Annotated in this window: 15 protein-coding genes; 8 read left to right on the top strand and 7 right to left on the bottom strand. The window is 63.6% G+C overall.

What is annotated here, in order from left to right; genetic code table 11:
• Positions 1 to 53: 53 nt before the first annotated feature.
• The gene (gene zwf / locus DFS21_RS04405; protein ID WP_111531907.1) at positions 54 to 1,496 is read left to right on the top strand and encodes a glucose-6-phosphate dehydrogenase; all 1,443 of its coding nucleotides are present in this window, start codon (positions 54 to 56) and stop codon (positions 1,494 to 1,496) included.
• Here zwf and DFS21_RS04410 read toward each other — a convergent pair.
• Positions 1,493 to 4,351: an EAL domain-containing protein gene (locus DFS21_RS04410; protein ID WP_110697528.1), complete on the bottom strand. Its 2,859-nt coding sequence runs from the start codon at positions 4,349 to 4,351 to the stop codon at positions 1,493 to 1,495. The two genes, zwf and DFS21_RS04410, sit on opposite strands and share 4 nt — an antisense overlap.
• 253 nt (positions 4,352 to 4,604) lie before the next feature.
• Between DFS21_RS04410 and uvrD the strand changes: the two genes are divergently transcribed.
• The 3 genes from uvrD to DFS21_RS04425 all read left to right on the top strand — a co-directional run bounded on the left by uvrD (position 4,605) and on the right by DFS21_RS04425 (position 8,319).
• The gene (gene uvrD, locus DFS21_RS04415) at positions 4,605 to 6,788 is read left to right on the top strand and encodes a DNA helicase II (RefSeq protein WP_102683415.1); all 2,184 of its coding nucleotides are present in this window, start codon (positions 4,605 to 4,607) and stop codon (positions 6,786 to 6,788) included.
• Positions 6,789 to 6,949: 161 nt separating this feature from the next.
• Positions 6,950 to 7,798 (top strand): Tim44 domain-containing protein, encoded by an 849-nt coding sequence (locus tag DFS21_RS04420; protein ID WP_102683414.1) that lies wholly within the window; start codon positions 6,950 to 6,952, stop codon positions 7,796 to 7,798.
• 113 nt (positions 7,799 to 7,911) lie between these two features.
• Complete coding sequence (locus DFS21_RS04425; protein WP_023629684.1) at positions 7,912 to 8,319, top strand: SMI1/KNR4 family protein; 408 nt, start codon at positions 7,912 to 7,914, stop codon at positions 8,317 to 8,319.
• 143 nt (positions 8,320 to 8,462) lie between these two features.
• Here DFS21_RS04425 and DFS21_RS04430 read toward each other — a convergent pair whose 3' ends face one another.
• On the bottom strand, positions 8,463 to 10,223 hold the full coding sequence (locus DFS21_RS04430; protein WP_102683413.1) for a cation:proton antiporter: 1,761 nt from the start codon (positions 10,221 to 10,223) through the stop codon (positions 8,463 to 8,465).
• A 325-nt stretch (positions 10,224 to 10,548) separates the two neighbouring features.
• Between DFS21_RS04430 and DFS21_RS04435 the strand changes: the two genes are divergently transcribed.
• On the top strand, positions 10,549 to 11,034 hold the full coding sequence (locus tag DFS21_RS04435; protein ID WP_102683412.1) for an acyl-CoA thioesterase: 486 nt from the start codon (positions 10,549 to 10,551) through the stop codon (positions 11,032 to 11,034).
• Here the strand turns inward: DFS21_RS04435 and pdxY are convergent.
• A complete protein-coding gene (gene pdxY / locus DFS21_RS04440; protein WP_102683411.1) occupies positions 11,031 to 11,903 on the bottom strand; it encodes a pyridoxal kinase PdxY in 873 nt (290 codons plus the stop codon). The two genes, DFS21_RS04435 and pdxY, sit on opposite strands and share 4 nt — an antisense overlap.
• A 120-nt stretch (positions 11,904 to 12,023) precedes the next feature.
• Between pdxY and DFS21_RS04445 the strand changes: the two genes are divergently transcribed.
• Positions 12,024 to 12,416, top strand: a complete 393-nt coding sequence (locus tag DFS21_RS04445) for a DUF3301 domain-containing protein (protein WP_102683410.1) — start codon at positions 12,024 to 12,026, stop codon at positions 12,414 to 12,416.
• On the opposite strand, the gene DFS21_RS04450 is transcribed toward DFS21_RS04445, so the two are convergent.
• Genes DFS21_RS04450 through zigA form a run of 3 tightly spaced genes read right to left on the bottom strand, consistent with a single transcriptional unit; the run spans position 12,417 to position 15,266 of the window.
• Positions 12,417 to 13,391, bottom strand: a complete 975-nt coding sequence (locus DFS21_RS04450) for a GTP-binding protein (RefSeq protein WP_111531908.1) — start codon at positions 13,389 to 13,391, stop codon at positions 12,417 to 12,419. It abuts the gene before it with no gap.
• Positions 13,392 to 13,443: 52 nt separating this feature from the next.
• On the bottom strand, positions 13,444 to 14,061 hold the full coding sequence (locus DFS21_RS04455; protein ID WP_111531909.1) for a DUF1826 domain-containing protein: 618 nt from the start codon (positions 14,059 to 14,061) through the stop codon (positions 13,444 to 13,446).
• Complete coding sequence (gene zigA, locus DFS21_RS04460; protein WP_110696833.1) at positions 14,058 to 15,266, bottom strand: zinc metallochaperone GTPase ZigA; 1,209 nt, start codon at positions 15,264 to 15,266, stop codon at positions 14,058 to 14,060. Before zigA ends, DFS21_RS04455 begins: the two co-directional genes overlap by 4 nt.
• A gap of 109 nt (positions 15,267 to 15,375) precedes the next feature.
• On the opposite strand from zigA, the gene DFS21_RS04465 reads away from it, so the two are divergent.
• Positions 15,376 to 15,753, top strand: a complete 378-nt coding sequence (locus DFS21_RS04465) for a glutamine synthetase (protein ID WP_110696835.1) — start codon at positions 15,376 to 15,378, stop codon at positions 15,751 to 15,753.
• A 25-nt stretch (positions 15,754 to 15,778) separates the two neighbouring features.
• Positions 15,779 to 16,660: a GTP cyclohydrolase FolE2 gene (gene folE2 / locus DFS21_RS04470; RefSeq protein WP_110696838.1), complete on the top strand. Its 882-nt coding sequence runs from the start codon at positions 15,779 to 15,781 to the stop codon at positions 16,658 to 16,660.
• Between the two features lie 8 nt (positions 16,661 to 16,668).
• Here folE2 and DFS21_RS04475 read toward each other — a convergent pair whose 3' ends face one another.
• Positions 16,669 to 17,196, bottom strand: a complete 528-nt coding sequence (locus DFS21_RS04475; RefSeq protein WP_110696840.1) for a DUF3617 domain-containing protein — start codon at positions 17,194 to 17,196, stop codon at positions 16,669 to 16,671.
• Positions 17,197 to 17,268: the final 72 nt, after the last annotated feature.

Here is a 17,268-nt window from a genome sequence, read left to right on the forward strand (position 1 = left end):
TATACTACATGCTTGCCAACCCGCCCAGCTAATCGAACGTGGAGAGTGGTGGTTTGACGATTCCTTGCGACATCCTGGTCTTCGGCGGCACGGGCGACCTGGCCCTGCACAAACTGCTCCCGGCGCTCTACCACCTGTATCGCGAAGCCCGCCTGCACACGGCCGTGCGGATTATCGCCCTGGCCCGACGCAACCTGCCGCGCACCGACTACGTCAAGCTCGCCGAGCGCCATTGCCGGGCGCAGGTCGCCCGCCAGGACTTCGACGAAGACGTCTGGCAGCGCTTTTCGGCGCGGCTCGACTACTTCCCCATGGACGCGGCGCAGAGCGCCGACTTCGGCCGCCTGGCCCGCTACCTGGGGGAGCCCGGCGGCCTGACGCGGATCTTCTACCTGGCCACCGCGCCCAAGCTGTTCGTGCCGATTGCCACTCACCTGCGCATCGCCGGCCTGGCCGACAGCGAAGCGCGCATCGTGCTGGAAAAGCCCATCGGCCACTCGCTGGAGTCGGCCACCGCGATCAACGAAGCGATCGGCTCGGTGTTCGACGAATCCCAGGTCTTTCGCATCGACCACTACCTGGGCAAGGAAACCGTGCAGAACCTCATGGCCCTGCGCTTTGCCAACGCCTTGCTCGAGCCGGTATGGCGCAACGGCCAGGTCGACCATGTGCAGATCAGCGTCTGTGAAACCCTCGGTGTGGAAAACCGTGGCGCCTACTACGACCGTGCCGGCGCCACCCGCGACATGCTGCAGAACCACCTGCTGCAACTGCTCTGCCTGGTGGCCATGGAGCCCCCCTCGGAGTTCGAGGCCGAGGCGGTACGCGACGAGAAGGTGAAGATCCTCCGCGCCCTCAAGCCCATCACCGGCCTGGACGTACAGGACAAGACCGTGCGCGGCCAGTATGGCGCCGGCAAGATCGGCGGCCAGGAAGTGCCGGCCTACTATTTCGAGAAGGACGTGGACAACGACAGCGACACCGAAACCTTCGTCGCGGTCCAGGCGCACATCGACAACTGGCGCTGGGCCGGCGTGCCGTTCTACCTGCGTACCGGCAAGCGCATGGTGCGGCGCTCGTCGCAGATCGTCATCCAGTTCAAACCCGTGCCGCACGAGCTGTTCAGCGGCGGCCAGGTCAACCAGCTGCTGATCCAGCTACAACCGGACGAGCACATCAGCCTGCGCATGATGACCAAGAGCCCAGGCAAGGGCATGCGCCTGGCGCCGGTCGAGCTGGACCTCAACCTGGCCCAGGCCTTCGCCCAGACCCGCCGCTGGGAGGCCTACGAACGGCTGTTGCTGGATGTACTCGAAGGCGATTCGACGCTGTTCATGCGCCGCGACGAGGTCGAAGCCGCCTGGGCCTGGATCGACCCGATCCTGCAGGGCTGGGAGGAGCATTTCCAGGCGCCGCGCCCTTACCCCGCCGGCAGCAATGGCCCGGAACAGGCCAACAGCCTGCTGGCGCGCCTGGGCCAGGCCTGGCACGCCTAGCCCAGGTCGGCGGTCGAACGCCCCAGCAGCGCCTTGAACGACGCGGCATCGACCGGCCGGCTGATCAGGTAGCCCTGCACCTCGTCACAGCCGTGCTCGCGCAGGAACTGCAGCTGCTCACGGGTTTCCACCCCTTCGGCCACCACCTTCAATTGCAGGCTCTGGGCCATGGCAATGATCGCCCGGGTGATGGCCGCGTCCTGCGTGCCTTCGAGCAGGCCGCGGATAAACGCCTGGTCGATCTTCACGTAATCGACCGGGAAACGCTTGAGGTAGCTCAGTGACGAATAACCGGTACCAAAATCGTCGATGGCCAGCTTCACCCCCAGCGCATGTAGCTGCTCGAAGGTGGCGATGATGTGCTCGACACTGTCCAGCAACTGGCTTTCGGTCAGTTCCAGCTCCAGCAGGTGCGGCGCCAGGCCGGATTCCTGCAGTACCTGACGCACCAGGCTGACCAGCTTGCCCTGGCGCAACTGGTACACCGACAGGTTGACCGAAACACGCACTTCCAGGCCCTGGCGCAGCCACTCGCAGGCTTGCCAGCAGGCCTGGCGCAGCACGAACTCGCCCATGGGCGCGATCAACCCAGTTTCCTCCGCCAGACCGATGAACTCGCTGGGTGGCACCATGCCCCATTGCGGGTGCTGCCAGCGTACCAGGGCCTCGGCGGCGTGCAGCTGGCCGGTGCGCAGGCACAGCTTGGGCTGGTAGTAGACCAGCAGTTGGCCTTCGTCGATGGCCTTGCGCAACTGGTTCTCCAGTTGCAGGCGCTCCAAGGTGCTGGCACGCAGGCTCTCGGTATAGAACTGGAAGCTGTCGCCGCCCAGATGCTTGGCATGCTGCTTGGCCATGTCGGCTTGGCTGACCAGGGCATTGAGATCCAGGCTGGCGTCGGACAGCAAGCTGATGCCCACCGAGGCGCTGATCACCACCTCGTGCCCGCCCACACGCTGGGGCACGCGCAGTTTGTCCAGCAGCCGGGTGGTGACACGCACCAGGCTGGATAAGTTGGTATAGCCGTCAAACAGCACCGCGAACTCGTCGCCAGACAGGCGCGCCACGGTGTCGGCCTCGGGCACCGCGTTGGCCAGGCGCTGGGCCATCTTCTTGAGCAACTGGTCGGCCAGTTCATGGCCCAGGCTCTCGTTGAGCAGCTTGAAGCGGTCCAGGTCGACGTGCAGCAGCGCCAGGCTGCGGCCATTCAGGCGCATGCGCTGCGCCGCCTCGTGCAGGCGCAGGCGGAACAACGCACGGTTGGCCAGGCCGGTGAGGTCGTCGTAGTGCGCCAGATAGCGCAGGCGCTCCTCGGATTCGCGGCGCGCCGACAGGTCGGTGAAGAAGCCGACGATATTGACGATGCGCCCCCGCACATCGCTCACGCTGTTGAGCTGCAACCATTGGGGGTAGAGTTCGCCGCTCTTGCGCGCCTCGACCAACTCGCCCTGCCAACGGCCCTGCTGGTCCAGCGCCTGATCAATGGCCTGGCTGTGGCGCCGGGCGTCACGGCTGCAGGGCAGCTCCAGGGCGTTGCGGCCTATCAGCTCGGCGCGGCCGTAGCCGGTGACATCGCAGAAGGCCTGGTTGACCGCCAGCAGCTGGAAGTCGGCATCGAGAATGGCGATGCCCTCGCTGGCTGCCTCGAAAACCGTCGCGGCCAGACGTTGCTGCTCCTCCTGCTCCTTCTGTACGGTGATATCACGACGGGTGCCCAGCATGCGCAGGACCTTGCCCTGGGCATCGGATTCCACCGCCCGCCCACGGTCCTCGATCCAGCACCAGTGGCCCTGGGCATGGCGCACCCGGTACTCGACCCGGTAGTCCTCGGTACGCCCCTTGAGGTGTTCGACCAGCGTGCGCCGCAGCAGCGGCAGGTCATCGGGGTGCAGCCGCGGCTTGAGGTCGGCGCGCACCGAACGGACCTGCTCGGCGTCGAGGCCGAACAGGGCATGCAGTTGCGTGTGATGGACCTCGTCAGTCTCCAGGTTCCAATCCCACAGCCCCAGCTCGCTGGCCTGCAGGGCCAGGGCCAGGCGCTGCTCGCTCTTGCTCAGGGCCTGGTTGGCCAGGTCCAGTTCATGGCTGCGCTCGGCCACGCGCTGTTCAAGGCCGGCATGGGCCTGGCGCAGGTCGTCCTCGGCCTGGCGGCGCTGGGCGATTTCGGCGCTGAGCTTGCGGTTCAGCCCCTCGCTGTGGCGCTGGGCGCACTGCAGATGTTCGATCAGGGCCTGGTTCTGGAAGCGACGCAGCAAGCCACGCTCAATCAGGCGATTGACCTGCCAGGCCACCACCATCAGCGCCACCAGCAGGATCAGCCCCAGCCACCCCCAGCCACGCTGGTGCCCGGCGTCATAGACGAAGAGAAACGCGATGGGCGGCAGCAGGCACGGCACCGCGAAGCTGAGGAACGCCGGCAGGCTGACCGCGTAGGCGACACTGGCCGACAACGCCGCCGCCCCGAGCAAGCCGAACACCCAGGCCTGCTGCACGAAGTTGTCCGCCGGCGCCAGGGCTATCACCGCACTGGCCAAGGTCAGGCCGCTGAACGCAGAACCGAGCAGGAACATCCGCCGCCAGACTGGTTTGGCCTGACGAACCGGTGTCGCCGATTCGAAGGCCGCCACCTGGATCACCCTCAGCACCACCAGTGCCAGCAGCCAGGCCATCCACACGCCAACCAGCAGATAGCGCCCAGGGCCCCACAGCAGCCAGGCGCTGAGCAGGCCGTTGAGCAGCATGAACAACGTGGGCAGCAGAGAGCCCTGGTAAAGCAGGCGAGTACGCTCGATCGACAGTTGGGTGGCGAATTGCCTGCGAACGCTCCGTGTCGTCTCCGGCGATGCTCCGATCGCCATGCAATCCTGGGTCATATGGCTGGATTCTTTTGAGTTCTTGTTATGGCTGACCACAAATGTGCAGGGAGAATACACAAGCGTCGCGTCAGACCAAACTGCTCTACGTCATGATTTGGAAAATGTCTTGTCCGTCCAGGTCTGACCGCTCAACCACGGGGCGCTGCCAGCAGCGCCGATGAACGGTAGATGGCCTGTGCGGTGATTTGCAGCGCGGGCGTTTGCCCCTGCCTGCGCGCGGCCATAGAATGCCCGCATGCATAATGACGACCTCTCCCTCCTGCTGAACTCCCTCAACGACGCCCAGCGCCAGGCCGTGGCGGCCTCCGTCGGGCGCCAACTGGTGCTGGCCGGCGCCGGCTCGGGCAAGACCCGCGTGCTGGTGCACCGTATCGCCTGGCTGATCCAGGTGGAACAGGCTTCGCCGCACTCGATCCTGTCGGTGACGTTCACCAACAAGGCCGCGGCGGAAATGCGCCAGCGTATCGAGCAACTGCTGGGCATCAATCCGGCCGGCATGTGGGTCGGCACGTTCCACGGCCTGGCCCACCGGCTGTTGCGGGCGCACTGGCAGGAGGCAGGGCTGGCGCAGAACTTCCAGATCCTCGACAGCGACGACCAGCAGCGCCTGGTCAAGCGGGTGATCCGCGAAATGGGCCTGGACGAGCAGAAATGGCCCGCGCGCCAGGTGCAGTGGTTCATCAACGGCCAGAAGGACGAGGGCCTGCGCCCGCGGCATATCCAGGCCAGCGGCGACCTGTTCCTGGCCACCATGCGCGACATCTATGTCGCCTATGAACAGGCTTGCGACCGCGCCGGGGTCATCGATTTCTCCGAACTGCTGCTGCGCGCCCTCGACCTGTGGCGCGACCAACCGGACCTGCTCAAGCATTACCAGCGCCGCTTCCGCCACCTGCTGGTGGACGAGTTCCAGGACACCAACGCCGTGCAGTACGCCTGGCTGCGCCTGCTGGCCTCCGGTGGCGACAGCCTGATGGCGGTGGGTGACGACGATCAGTCGATCTACGGCTGGCGTGGCGCCAAGATCGAGAACATCCACCAATACACCGCCGACTTCCCCGACGCCGAGTTGATCCGCCTGGAGCAGAACTACCGTTCCACCGGCGGCATCCTCAAGGCGGCCAACGCCCTGATCGCCAACAATAGCGGACGCCTGGGCAAGGAACTGTGGACCGACATGGGCGAGGGCGAACCCCTAACGCTCTACGCTGCGTACAACGAGCACGACGAAGCGCGCTACGTGGTAGAGACCATCGAAAGTCTCATCAAGCAGGGCAACGCTCGCGACGAGATCGCCATCCTCTACCGTTCCAACGCCCAGTCGCGGGTGCTGGAAGAGGCCCTGCTGCGCGAACGCATCCCCTACCGCATCTATGGCGGCCAGCGCTTCTTCGAACGCGCCGAGATCAAGAACGCCATGGCCTACCTGCGTCTGCTCGAGGGCCGCGGCAACGACGCGGCGCTGGAGCGGGTGATCAACGTGCCGCCACGCGGCATCGGCGAGAAGACCGTCGAGGCCATCCGCGAACACGCCCGCCACAGCCAGCTGTCGATGTGGGACGCCATGTGCCAGCTGCTGGCTGCCAAGGCCCTCAAGGGCCGCGCCGCCAGTGCGCTGGGTGCCTTCATCGAGCTGCTCGAGAACCTCGCCGCCAAGGTGCTGGACATGCCACTGCACCTGATGACCCAGACCGTCATCGAACAGTCCGGCCTGATCATCTACCACCAGGAAGAAAAGGGCGAGAAAGGCCAGGCCCGGGTGGAAAACCTTGAGGAACTGGTCAGCGCGGCGCGCAACTTCGAGACCAGCGACGACGACGCCGACCTGTCGCCACTGTCGGCGTTCCTCGGTCATGCCTCGCTGGAGGCCGGGGACACCCAGGCCGACGAGCACGAGGACAGCATCCAGCTGATGACCCTGCACAGCGCCAAAGGCCTGGAGTTCCCCTACGTGTTCCTGGTGGGCATGGAGGAAGGCCTGTTCCCGCACAAGATGAGCCTCGAAGAACCCGGCCGCCTCGAAGAAGAACGGCGCCTGGCCTATGTGGGCATCACCCGGGCCATGCGCCAGCTGTTCATGACCTACGCCGAAACCCGTCGCCTGTACGGCAGCGAAACCTACAACAAGGTGTCGCGTTTCGTCCGGGAGATTCCGGCCGGGCTGGTGCAGGAAGTGCGCCTGTCGAATACCGTCAGCCGCCCGTTCGGCGGCGCCAAGACGCCCGCGAGCAGCCTGTTCGCCAACGCCAGCATCCCGCAGACCGCCTTCAGCCTTGGCCAGCGGGTGCAGCATGCGGTGTTCGGCGAAGGCGTGATCCTCAACTTCGAGGGCTCCGGTGCCCAGGCGCGGGTGCAGGTGAACTTCTCCGAAGGCAGCAAATGGCTGATGCTTGGATACGCCAAGCTGGAAGCCATCTGAGCCCAATCGCGGGGCGTGCCCCGCGATGACCTTTCAGACAACGCCCGTCCGCATTCCCGACTATCAGGCAAAAGCTCGAAACATGTTGTCGCTGGCTATGTCTGCCGGTTCATGTGCACCATGACGCGCGTGCAATCCACACAAACGGGAATCCCCAACTTATGCAACGTTTTCTTAGCATCGCTCTGGCGCTCTGCGTCGGCCTGACGCTGAGCCTCGACGCCAACGCCAAGCGCTTCGGTGGCGGCAAGAGCTCGGGCTCCGCGCCTATCCACCAGACCCGCCAGGCAACCCCGACCACCCCTGCCGCCGCCCCAACCGCGCCAGGCCGCGCACCCGCTGCCGCCAGCGGCGCCTCGCGCTGGCTCGGTCCACTGGCCGGCCTCGCCGCCGGTGGCCTGCTGGCCTCCATGTTCATGGGCGACGGCTTCGATGGCATGCAGATCCTCGACTTCCTGATCATGGGCCTGATCGCCTTCCTGGTCTTCCGCTTCATCGCCGCGCGACGCCGCCAGCAGCAGCCGCAACACGCTGCCGCCGGCCATGCCCCGTACCAGCGTGAAGCCCAGCCGCAGGCCGCCCCGCAGTCGATCTTCGGCGGTGCCGCCGCACCGGTTGCCGCGCCTGCAATCAACGCCCCGGCCTGGTTCAACGAAGCCAGCTTCCTGGCCGCCGCCCGTTCGCACTTCCAGTCGTTGCAGCAGCACTGGGACGCCAACGAGATGGACAAGATCGCCGAGTTCGTCACCCCGCAGATGCTCGAGTTCCTCAAGCGTGAGCGCGCGGAACAAGGTGAAGGCTTCCAGTCCACCTACATCGACGACCTCGATGTGCAACTGGACGGCGTAGACGACCGCGCCGACCAGACCGACGCCACCCTTACCTTCCGTGGCGTGTCGAAGACTTCGCGCTTCGACCAGGGCGAAGCGTTCAGCGAAAGCTGGCACATGGTTCGCGCCCAGGGCGAAAACCAGCCTTGGCTGCTGGCCGGTATCCGCCAAAACGGTTAACCGTCGCACGTTGCAGAAAAAACCCCGGGCCTGTCCCGGGGTTTTTGCTTTTGCCAGACCGGCCTACTAGGGTATAACGCGCAGCGTTGTCATAAGGTCAGAGGATGTGAACCGTGGAAGAAGTGATCGAACAACTCCGTGAAGCCAACGAGCCGGTACCGGTGCCGCTGGAACTGCCGGACGAGGATCAGCTGGTCGAAATCGAGGAAGAGCTGTTCATCAATATCCCCTTCGTGTTCAAGGAATACCTGCTGACCGTCAGTGACGTGGTGTACGGCAGCCTCGAGCCGGTGACCGTGACCGACCCGCAATCCCACACCTACCTGCCGGAGGTGGCGGCCAATGCCTGGGACGCCGGCGTGCCCCGCGACCTCATCCCGATCTGCCAGGACGGAGACGATTTCTACTGCGTTGAAGAGGACGGCACCGTGGTGCTGTGGTCCGGTGAAGAGGAAATCGTCACCGAGGAAAGCTGGGAATCGGTCTGGCACTGGGCGCGGGATGTCTGGCTGGAAAGCTGAATGAGAAATACCCGCACAAAGTGATGGCTTATAGCTACCAATCACTCGTAGAATCGCCAGGCTCTCTGCGCCTGGCGACACTGCTACCGCTCCATCCCCTCGGACGACGGTGAAATCTTGCGCAGAAAGCGTTAACCGCTCCCTCAGTGCGAATGATCGCGGCTGTTCTCCAACGTCTCCAGCAACGCCACCTGCATTCGCGTATGCACACGTATCAGCCAGCGCCACAGCAGCGCCACCACCACCGCCGCCACTACCGCGATGATCAGCAGCAGTTCGCTGGTCGGCAGAATGCTCGCCGACAAGGCTGACAGCAGCAGGAAGATCACCAGCAGTGACAACAACGGTATCACCTCGGCAATTACCCGCCGTACACGCTGGGTATGCCGCCCCGCCATCTCGGGTTTGACCCCCATCTCCGCCAGCAGCATCGACAGCGCCTTGAGCTTGCGATAGGCGGCGATCAGGAACGGCAGCGACAGCAGCAACGCCGCGCCCCAGATCAGTGCCTTCTGCTGACCGGCATCCGAGACCCATTCGCTCAACCAGGCGCCGATACGCCCGGCAAAGTAGCCGCCACTGAAGAAGATCGCGATCACCAGCGCCAGGTTAACCCCCACCTGCAACAAGATGCGCCGGATCATCGCCGCCAGCATGGCCCCCTCGCCTTGGGGCTGGATACTGCGCAACCACTCGCCGTACAGTGAAAGCACCCGTGCCAGACGGCTTGGTACTACCTTGCCCAGCTTGATCGACAACGGGTCGGCAGCGCGAATCAGGTAGGGTGTGAGCAAGGTGGTGATGGCCGAGACGGCCACCGCGACCGGGTAGAGGAAGTCGCTGGTGACCTGCAGGGTCATGCCCAGGGCGGCGATGATGAAGGAGAATTCACCGATCTGCGAAAGCCCCATCCCCACACGCAGTGAAGTGCGCCCATCATTGCCGGCAATGAACGCCCCCATGCCGCAGGAGAGCATCTTGCCCAGCACCACCGCCAGGGTGATGACCACGATCGGCCAGGCGTACTCGAGCAGGATCGACGGGTCGATCATCAAGCCGATGGCCACGAAGAAGATGGCACTGAACAAGTCGCGCACCGGCTCGATCAGGCGCTCGATCTTCAGCAGCTCACGGGACTCGGCCATGATCGCGCCGATCAGGAAGGCACCCAGCACCATGCTGTACTCGAGCTTGACCACCAGCAGGCAGAAGCCGAAACACAGGCCCAGCACGGTAATCAGCAGCATCTCGTTGCTTTCGAACTTCGCCACGTAGGCCAACAACCGCGGCACCAGCAGGATGCCGATGACCAGCGCGACGATCATGAACAGCGACAACTTGCCCACGGTCGAGAACACCTCGCCAGAGCTCACCGTGCCACTGACGGCTATGCCCGACAGCAGCGCGATGATACCGATGCCGAGAATGTCCTCGACGATCAGCACGCCGAAGATCAGTTGGGCAAAGCGCTCGTTCTTCATTTTCAGGTCGTTGAGCGCCTTGACGATGATGGTGGTCGAGGAAATCGCCAGGATCGCCCCGAGGAACAGCGAATCCATGGTGTTCCAGCCAAACCAGCGACCTATCTCGAAACCGATCCAGATCATCAGGACGATTTCCAGGAAGGCGGCGATGAACGCCGTGGCGCCGACCTTGAACAGCTTGCGCAGGCTGAACTCCAGGCCCAGGCAGAACATCAGGAAGATCACCCCCAGTTCGGCCAGGGTCTTGATCGTGTCTTCGTCGTGGATCAGCCCGAACGGCGGCGTGTGTGGACCGATGATGAAGCCGGCGACGATGTAGCCCAGCACCACAGGCTGCTTGAAGCGATGAAAGAGAATGGTGACCACCCCGGCAACCAGCATGATCACCGCCAGATCCTGGATGAAGCTGATGGCATGCATGGCGTGTTACTCCTTGTTTTCGATGCTGGGGCGAACCGCTCCTCTACCGATAAGACCCTGGGCGCGGAGCGGGCACATACTGTTGTGATTGACGCAAAAGCCCACGTTGCATGGGCGTCGTCAGGTTAACATCGCGCCTTGCCACAAATTGCCAATGCAATATGCAGAAACAGATCGGCAGATTCGACACCGCCGATGGCAATATTGGCGTGACGATGGAGCGTCAGCCGACGTCCCGTACCAGGATGGGAAACCTCAAAGAGGGGAAACAGAAGTGTCTGCAGATACCCGCCCCGATACCGTGCAAATTCACCGTGAGCTCTCTATGGAACCTGGAAACGCCCAGCTGACCATGACCGTCCTGATGACACCGGACATGGCCAATTTCTCTGGCAACGTACACGGCGGCACCCTGCTCAAGTACCTCGACGAAGTCGCCTATGCCTGCGCCAGCCGCTATGCCGGCACCTATGTGGTGACCCTGTCGGTGGACCAGGTGATCTTCCGCGAGCCGGTGCACGTCGGCGAGCTGGTGACCTTCCTGGCCTCGGTCAACTACACCGGCAACACCTCGATGGAGGTGGGCATCAAGGTTGTCACCGAGAATATCCGCGAGCGCTCGGTGCGCCACTCCAACAGTTGCTTCTTCACCATGGTCGCGGTGGACGACGACCGTCGTCCGGTGAAGGTGCCACCGCGCCAGCCGCAGAGCAGCGAGGAGAAGCGCCGCTTCCTGCAAGGCCAGCAGCGCCGCCAGATCCGCCAGGAGCTGGAGCAGCGCTACCAGAACCTCAAGACCGACGCCATCTAGTACATCAAGCGCTGCGCCTCGAAGCGCACCCGTGGATGGGCGATGCGATCCTGGGCCCGCACCAGTTGCAGTTCGTAGCTGGCGCAGGCCTGGGTTTCCAGCAGCACCTCATGCACGGCGGCGGCGGTGAACTCGAAGGCGTGCAGCCAGTTGTCGCCAAGCAGCACCCGGGCCAGGAACAAACCTGACGTCAGGTCGCCCACCCCTACCGGCTGACGCGGGAACGCCAGCAACGGCCGACGCAGGTGCCAGCTGGCTTCACGGGTTACCAGGAGCATCTCGAAGGCATCGTCCGCGCGCTGTGGATAATTCAGGTGCTTGACCAGCACAACCTGCGGCCCACGCTCCAGCAACCCGCGCGCCATGCCCACGCAATCCTCCAGCGACTGCGCGCGACGGCCACAGAAACTGTCCAGCTCGAGCTGGTTGGGGCACAGGATATCGGCCTTGGCCACGGCCTGCTCGAGCAGGAACTCACTGACCTCGGCCGGCACGATGCAACCTTTCTCGGCATGGCCCATGACCGGATCGCACAGGTACAAGGCCCTGGGATTGACCGCCTTGATCCGCTCGACGCCAGCCAGGATCGCCCGCCCCTGCTCGGCACTGCCCAGGTAACCCGACAGCACCGCGTCGCAGTGGCCCAGTTCGCCAATATTGGAAATGCCTTCCACCAACGCAGGAATTTGCGCTGGCGCAAGCACTTCCCCCGCCCACTGGCCATACTGAGTGTGGTTGGAGAACTGCACCGTGTTGAGTGGCCAGACGTTGACCCCGACCCGCTGCATGGGAAACACCGCGGCGCTGTTGCCGGCGTGTCCAAAGACCACGTGGGACTGAATGGCGAGCAGGTGCGGTGTACGTTTCATGCAGGGCGCTTCCGAAACTGTGTGAAGAAATGTGCGGCCCGCAGTATGAACCCGATTGCCATCTGTACGACAGGCCAGAGACGCAGTTAAGCTGGATCGACCTGTCTGGAGCTTACGCAAATGCTGACCCTGGAAAACCTTTTCGTCCTGATGCTGGTGGCGACCGCAGGCGCCTGGCTGTGGCACAACCACGGGCTACGCGAGAAGGCCCTGGCGCGGGTCAAGCAGCATTGCGCCAAGCTCGACCTGGAACTGCTCGACGACGCCGTGGCACTCAAGCGCATCGCCTTCGTGCGCGACGCCAATGGCCGAAAGCGCCTGGCGCGTATCTACAACTTCGAGTTCACCGTTACCGGCGAACAACGCCACCCCGGCACCGTCACCCAGTTCGGTGCCCACACCATGCAGATCGAACTCGCCCCCTACCCGTTCGAGATAAATACCCCACCACGTACCGACAACGTCATCGAAATGCAGCAGTGGCGCCAGGAACATAACCGCTGGCGCAATTGATCACTCCGCCAGGTAACACTTGCCGATGGCCGCCTGGAGCATCTGCAAGGGTTGTGGCTGATCGAATATCAGCTCGATGCGCGAGTCCCTGCGCCATTCGCTGGGCCGCCATTCCAGCGCCCCACGTTCCAGGCCATTGAACGACTGCCACCCCGCCGCGCTGTGGATAACCCCCTTCGCCCGGCGCCAAGGCCATTGCTCAAGAACGCCACATAGCGCCATTTCATCCACGACCTGCCCCGGATGCCAGCGCCAACCTACGCTCCAGCCCTCCTCGGCCAACCGGGACTGACAGATCGGTTGCCGCGGATCCACCCACAAGGAGGGCCGTGGGATGGGGCTGTTATCCACAGGCAGGCTGGAAAGGTCGAGTGAACCCGCTGGCGCCGCGGACGATACAGGCAAACCGGCGAGCGCTAGCGCGCCATGATCCGTCCACAACGCCGGGACTTCAGGCAATGATGCAGTTATCAACAGGCGGGTGGCAGCATCCACGGCACTCGCCTTGTTGAACAGCAGCAACCCCGCCTTCGCCAATGCCATGCTCTGTGCCTCGGGCAAGTCAGCGCCCCGGGAAAGGGCGGCGGCATCCAGCACCATCAACAGTGGCTGGACCGACAGTACACCAGTCCAAGGCGCCCGCCCCAACTGCTCCAGCAATTGGAGGGGGTGACCGAGGCCGGACGGTTCGATGAACAGGCGATCCGGGCGCGCCTTGCGCAGCAGGCGGCCGAGCCCCACCTGGAACGGTGCGCCATTGACGCAGCACAGGCAGCCTCCCGCCACCTCTCCGATGGCGATGCCCGCCTCATCACGGCTGAGCAAGGCGGCATCCAGGCCGATCTGGCCAAATTCGTTGACCAGCACGGCCCAACGCTCACCAGCTGGTCGTTGCTCCAGCAAGTGACGGATCAGGCTGGTCTTGCCGGCACCTAGCGGGCCGGCGATCACATGGGTGGGGATGTTCTGCAACATGGCTCGGTATCGCAAGGGCTTGATGGCAGTCTATACCGGGGCGTCCGGCAATTCATGCCAACCAGTCCAGGCTCAACAGCAAGCGACGTTCCCCGGCGGGGGTCTGCGGGGACCGGTGGACCAAGCCCGCACCCTCGTTGCCCAGCCACTTCTCGCCCTTGAGCAGGGCTACCTCTCCCGCCACCAATCGCCGGACGTTATCCACAGGCGGCGGCGCCAGCTGCAACCGGGCACGGTCGATGGCACCCTCTGGCAGCCATTCGCTACCTGCGCCAGCGTAGGTACTGAGCAGGCGCAATGGCACATGGTCCACATGCATGCGCGGGCACATCGCCCCCTCAAGCACCCGCAGCCGCACCCCCAGGCGTCGAGCGCCCAGCAGGCAGGTATAGGCCGCCACCAGCCAGGCCACATCGGCGACGAAACCATCGTAGCCATGCAGATCGACGGTTTCTCTGAGCAGCCCGGGCAACGCTGGCGGCTGGCGTTCATCCACCTCGATCACGCGCTCATCGGCCAATGGCTGGCCCAGGCTCAGCACCAGGTTGGCGAAGTCTTCGACCTGGGCCGGCAGGCGGCGCTGCCAGACCGCGAGGTTGACCCCATCCTGGAGAATCTCCGTCATCACCTGGGGTGACTCACCGAAGACCTGGCGGATATCCACAGTCATGCCGCGGCGTCCTCATGCCACGCCCCAAACGGGTCGGGCAGGCGCAGCCAGCCCATCGGCCCCAACTCCATTTCCTGGTCATCGAGCAGGCAGGCTTCCAGCTCTGTGGATAACCGAGCAAAGTCGATGTTCTGCCCGATGAACACCAGTTCCTGGCGGCAGTCGCCCGCTTGCGCGGACCACTGCTTGAGGATCGCCGCAGTGTTCTCTTCATCCTGTGGCCATTGCTCGCGCGGCACGAAACGCCACCAACGACCAGCCAGGCCATGGCGCATCATGCCCCCGGCCTGCGACCAGCTACCGGCCTCCTGGAACTTGCTGGCCAGCCAGAAGAACCCTTTGGAGCGCAGCAAGCGGCCGTTGCTCCAGGGCTTGTGGATAAAGTCGAAGAAGCGCTGCGGATGGAATGGCCGGCGCGCCTGCCAGGTGGTCGCGGCAATACCGTACTCCTCGGTTTCCGGCACATGTTCGCCACGCAGCTCCTGCAGCCAGCCCGGCGCCTGCGCGGCCTGGTCGAAATCGAACAGGCCGGTATCGAGGATGCGCGCCAAAGGCACCTGGCCCATCACCATTGGCACGATCTGCGCCCGCGCATTGAGGCTGCGCAGGATGGCGGTCAATTCTTCGCGCTCATGCTGGCTGATCAGGTCGATCTTGCTCAGCAGCAACACGTCGGCGAATTCGACCTGCTCGATCAGCAAGTCACTGATCGAACGTTCGTCACCTTCGCCCAAGGTCTCGCCCCGACTGGCCAGGCTGTCGGCTGCCTGATAATCGCGAAGGAAGTTCAGCCCATCGACAACAGTGACCATGGTGTCGAGGCGCGCCATGTCGGAGAGACTGCGGCCCTGCTCATCGCGAAAGGTGAACGTCTCGGCGACCGGCAGCGGCTCGGAAATACCCGTGGACTCGATCAGCAGGTAATCGAAGCGACCCTCGCCCGCCAACCGGGCCACCTCCTCCAGCAGGTCTTCACGCAGTGTGCAGCAGATGCAGCCGTTGCTCATCTCAACCAGCTTTTCCTCAGCGCGGTTGAGGCTGACATTGCGTTGCACCTCACTGGCATCGATGTTGATTTCACTCATGTCGTTGACGATCACGGCCACGCGCAAGTTGTCACGGTTGCGCAGGACATGGTTGAGCAACGTGCTCTTGCCGGCACCCAGGAAGCCGGACAGCACGGTGACAGGAAGACGGTTGGGCATGACGAACCTCATCGGGCAGGCGCATTCGAAACGATGCATTGCATAATGTTATATTATAACAATACAATTTCGCCAAGCCGTATCGCCGAACGGTTGTCTGGAGAGCGTCATGAAACTACCTGGCGTCATCGCCCTGCTGCTGCTCGTCCATCCAGAGCAGCTCTTTGCCATGCCCACTACCGACCTTGCACGGTGCACCCGCAGCGCAACCTTGCTGGCCTGCCAGGACAGCAAGGGCAACTACTACAGCGTGCGAACCGAAGGCAGCACCTTTTACCTGCGTGGGTATGAAGTTGCGAGCAAGCGGCTGTGGGCACAGACCAACAGCCGCCATGGCGCATTGACGTTTTTCACCGGCCTGGCCAGCGACGGCGAGGCTTGGGTGGGTTACAGCCGGCGTATTGGATGGACCACGCAGAATCGTGTTTCCAGCTCCAGCGGCCAACGCTTCAACCTGCATTGCAGCCTCATCGGCGGTTGCCGGTGACTATCAACCGTTCAGGATTTCTTCCATGACCAGCCTCTCCCTTCCCGATGTCGCCGCCCAGAGCAACCAACAGGCACTGCCGCTGGACTGGGTGGGCATGAGTGGCATCGCCGTCGCGCTGCAACTCGACGGGCGCACCGTAACCGCTTTCGCCGATGCCGGAGTGAGCCTCGACGATGGAGGCTCACGCGGCATCCACATGTCCCGGCTGTACCTGGCATTGGAGGCGCTGGAGCAACAACCCCTGTCACCCCCGCTTCTACGCCAGATACTGCGGGCATTTCTGCTTAGCCACACCGGCCTGTCCAACAATGCTTATCTGCGCCTGACCTTTGATCATCTGCTCAAACGGTCGGCACTGATCAGCCCGTTGGCTGGCTGGAAGCGCTACCCGGTCACCGTGGATGCCAAGCTGGAATATGAAATGTTCCACGTGGAACTATCAGTGAATGTGCCCTACTCGTCGACGTGCCCATGCTCGGCAGCACTTGCAAGGCAACTGATCCAGGAGCAGTTCGACAGGGACTTTGCCCATCGGCCATTGGATAGGCGCGGCATTCGCCAATGGCTGGGCAGCAGTGACGGGATCGTCGCGACGCCCCATAGCCAAAGGAGCCTGGCCAGGCTTCAGGTACGCCTTGCAGGGGAAGCGCTGAACCTGACAGGGCTGATCGACGCGGCGGAAGCTGCGCTGGGCACTGCAGTGCAGACCGCCGTGAAGCGCGCAGACGAACAGGCATTTGCCCTGGCCAATGGTCAGAACCTGATGTTCTGCGAAGATGCTGCCCGGCGCCTGCACCTGGCATTGGCGCAGATAGAGGAGGTGGCGGGGTTCAGCGTGCGCGTGGAACACGCAGAGAGCCTGCATGCCCACGACGCGGTCGCGGTTACTCAACATCGGTGGTGAGCGCTACTTCAACTGCGTGGCTTCACTGTTCCACACTCGTTACCCAGCCAGACCGCCCGGGTATCCATGCTGCCCTGTTGCTGAACGCCGGACGCATTGAATGTGCCGTTGACCTTGGTAACAAACTCACGGTCGCTGAGGAAGGTGGCTTGGCCGTTGCCCTGGGCTTTCGGGCAGCTGAACTGGAACTTCCAGACATTGCCATTGCGCTCGGTGATCTTCTGCGTACAGCCCGATTGCGGGTCCTGCAGCGGAATGTCGTTGGTCTTGACCTGCTCGGGTGTCAGGCACGAACGCACACCCTTGCCGCCCACGGTGATGCCCTGCTTGGCCAGGGCACCTTCCATCATCGCCCGTTGCTCGGGCGGCAGGTTCTTCAACTGGCCGAGCATGAACTCCATGTCTGGCAACGGCTTGCCATCGACCTGCATGTTGCTGGTGGTCAACTCCCACAAGCCGGGTTGCAACATCTGCGCGTGAACCAGCGGGCTGCCCAACCCCAGTACCAGGGCGAGCAGTGGCAGACGAATCTTCATGGATGAAAGCTCCTCGAAATACCGGCTCTGGCCGGACTGAGCCTTTAGACGCCGAATTCGCCTGCGGGTTGC

The sequence above is a fragment of the Pseudomonas sp. 2848 genome (assembly GCF_003253945.1).
Classification (GTDB): domain Bacteria; phylum Pseudomonadota; class Gammaproteobacteria; order Pseudomonadales; family Pseudomonadaceae; genus Aquipseudomonas.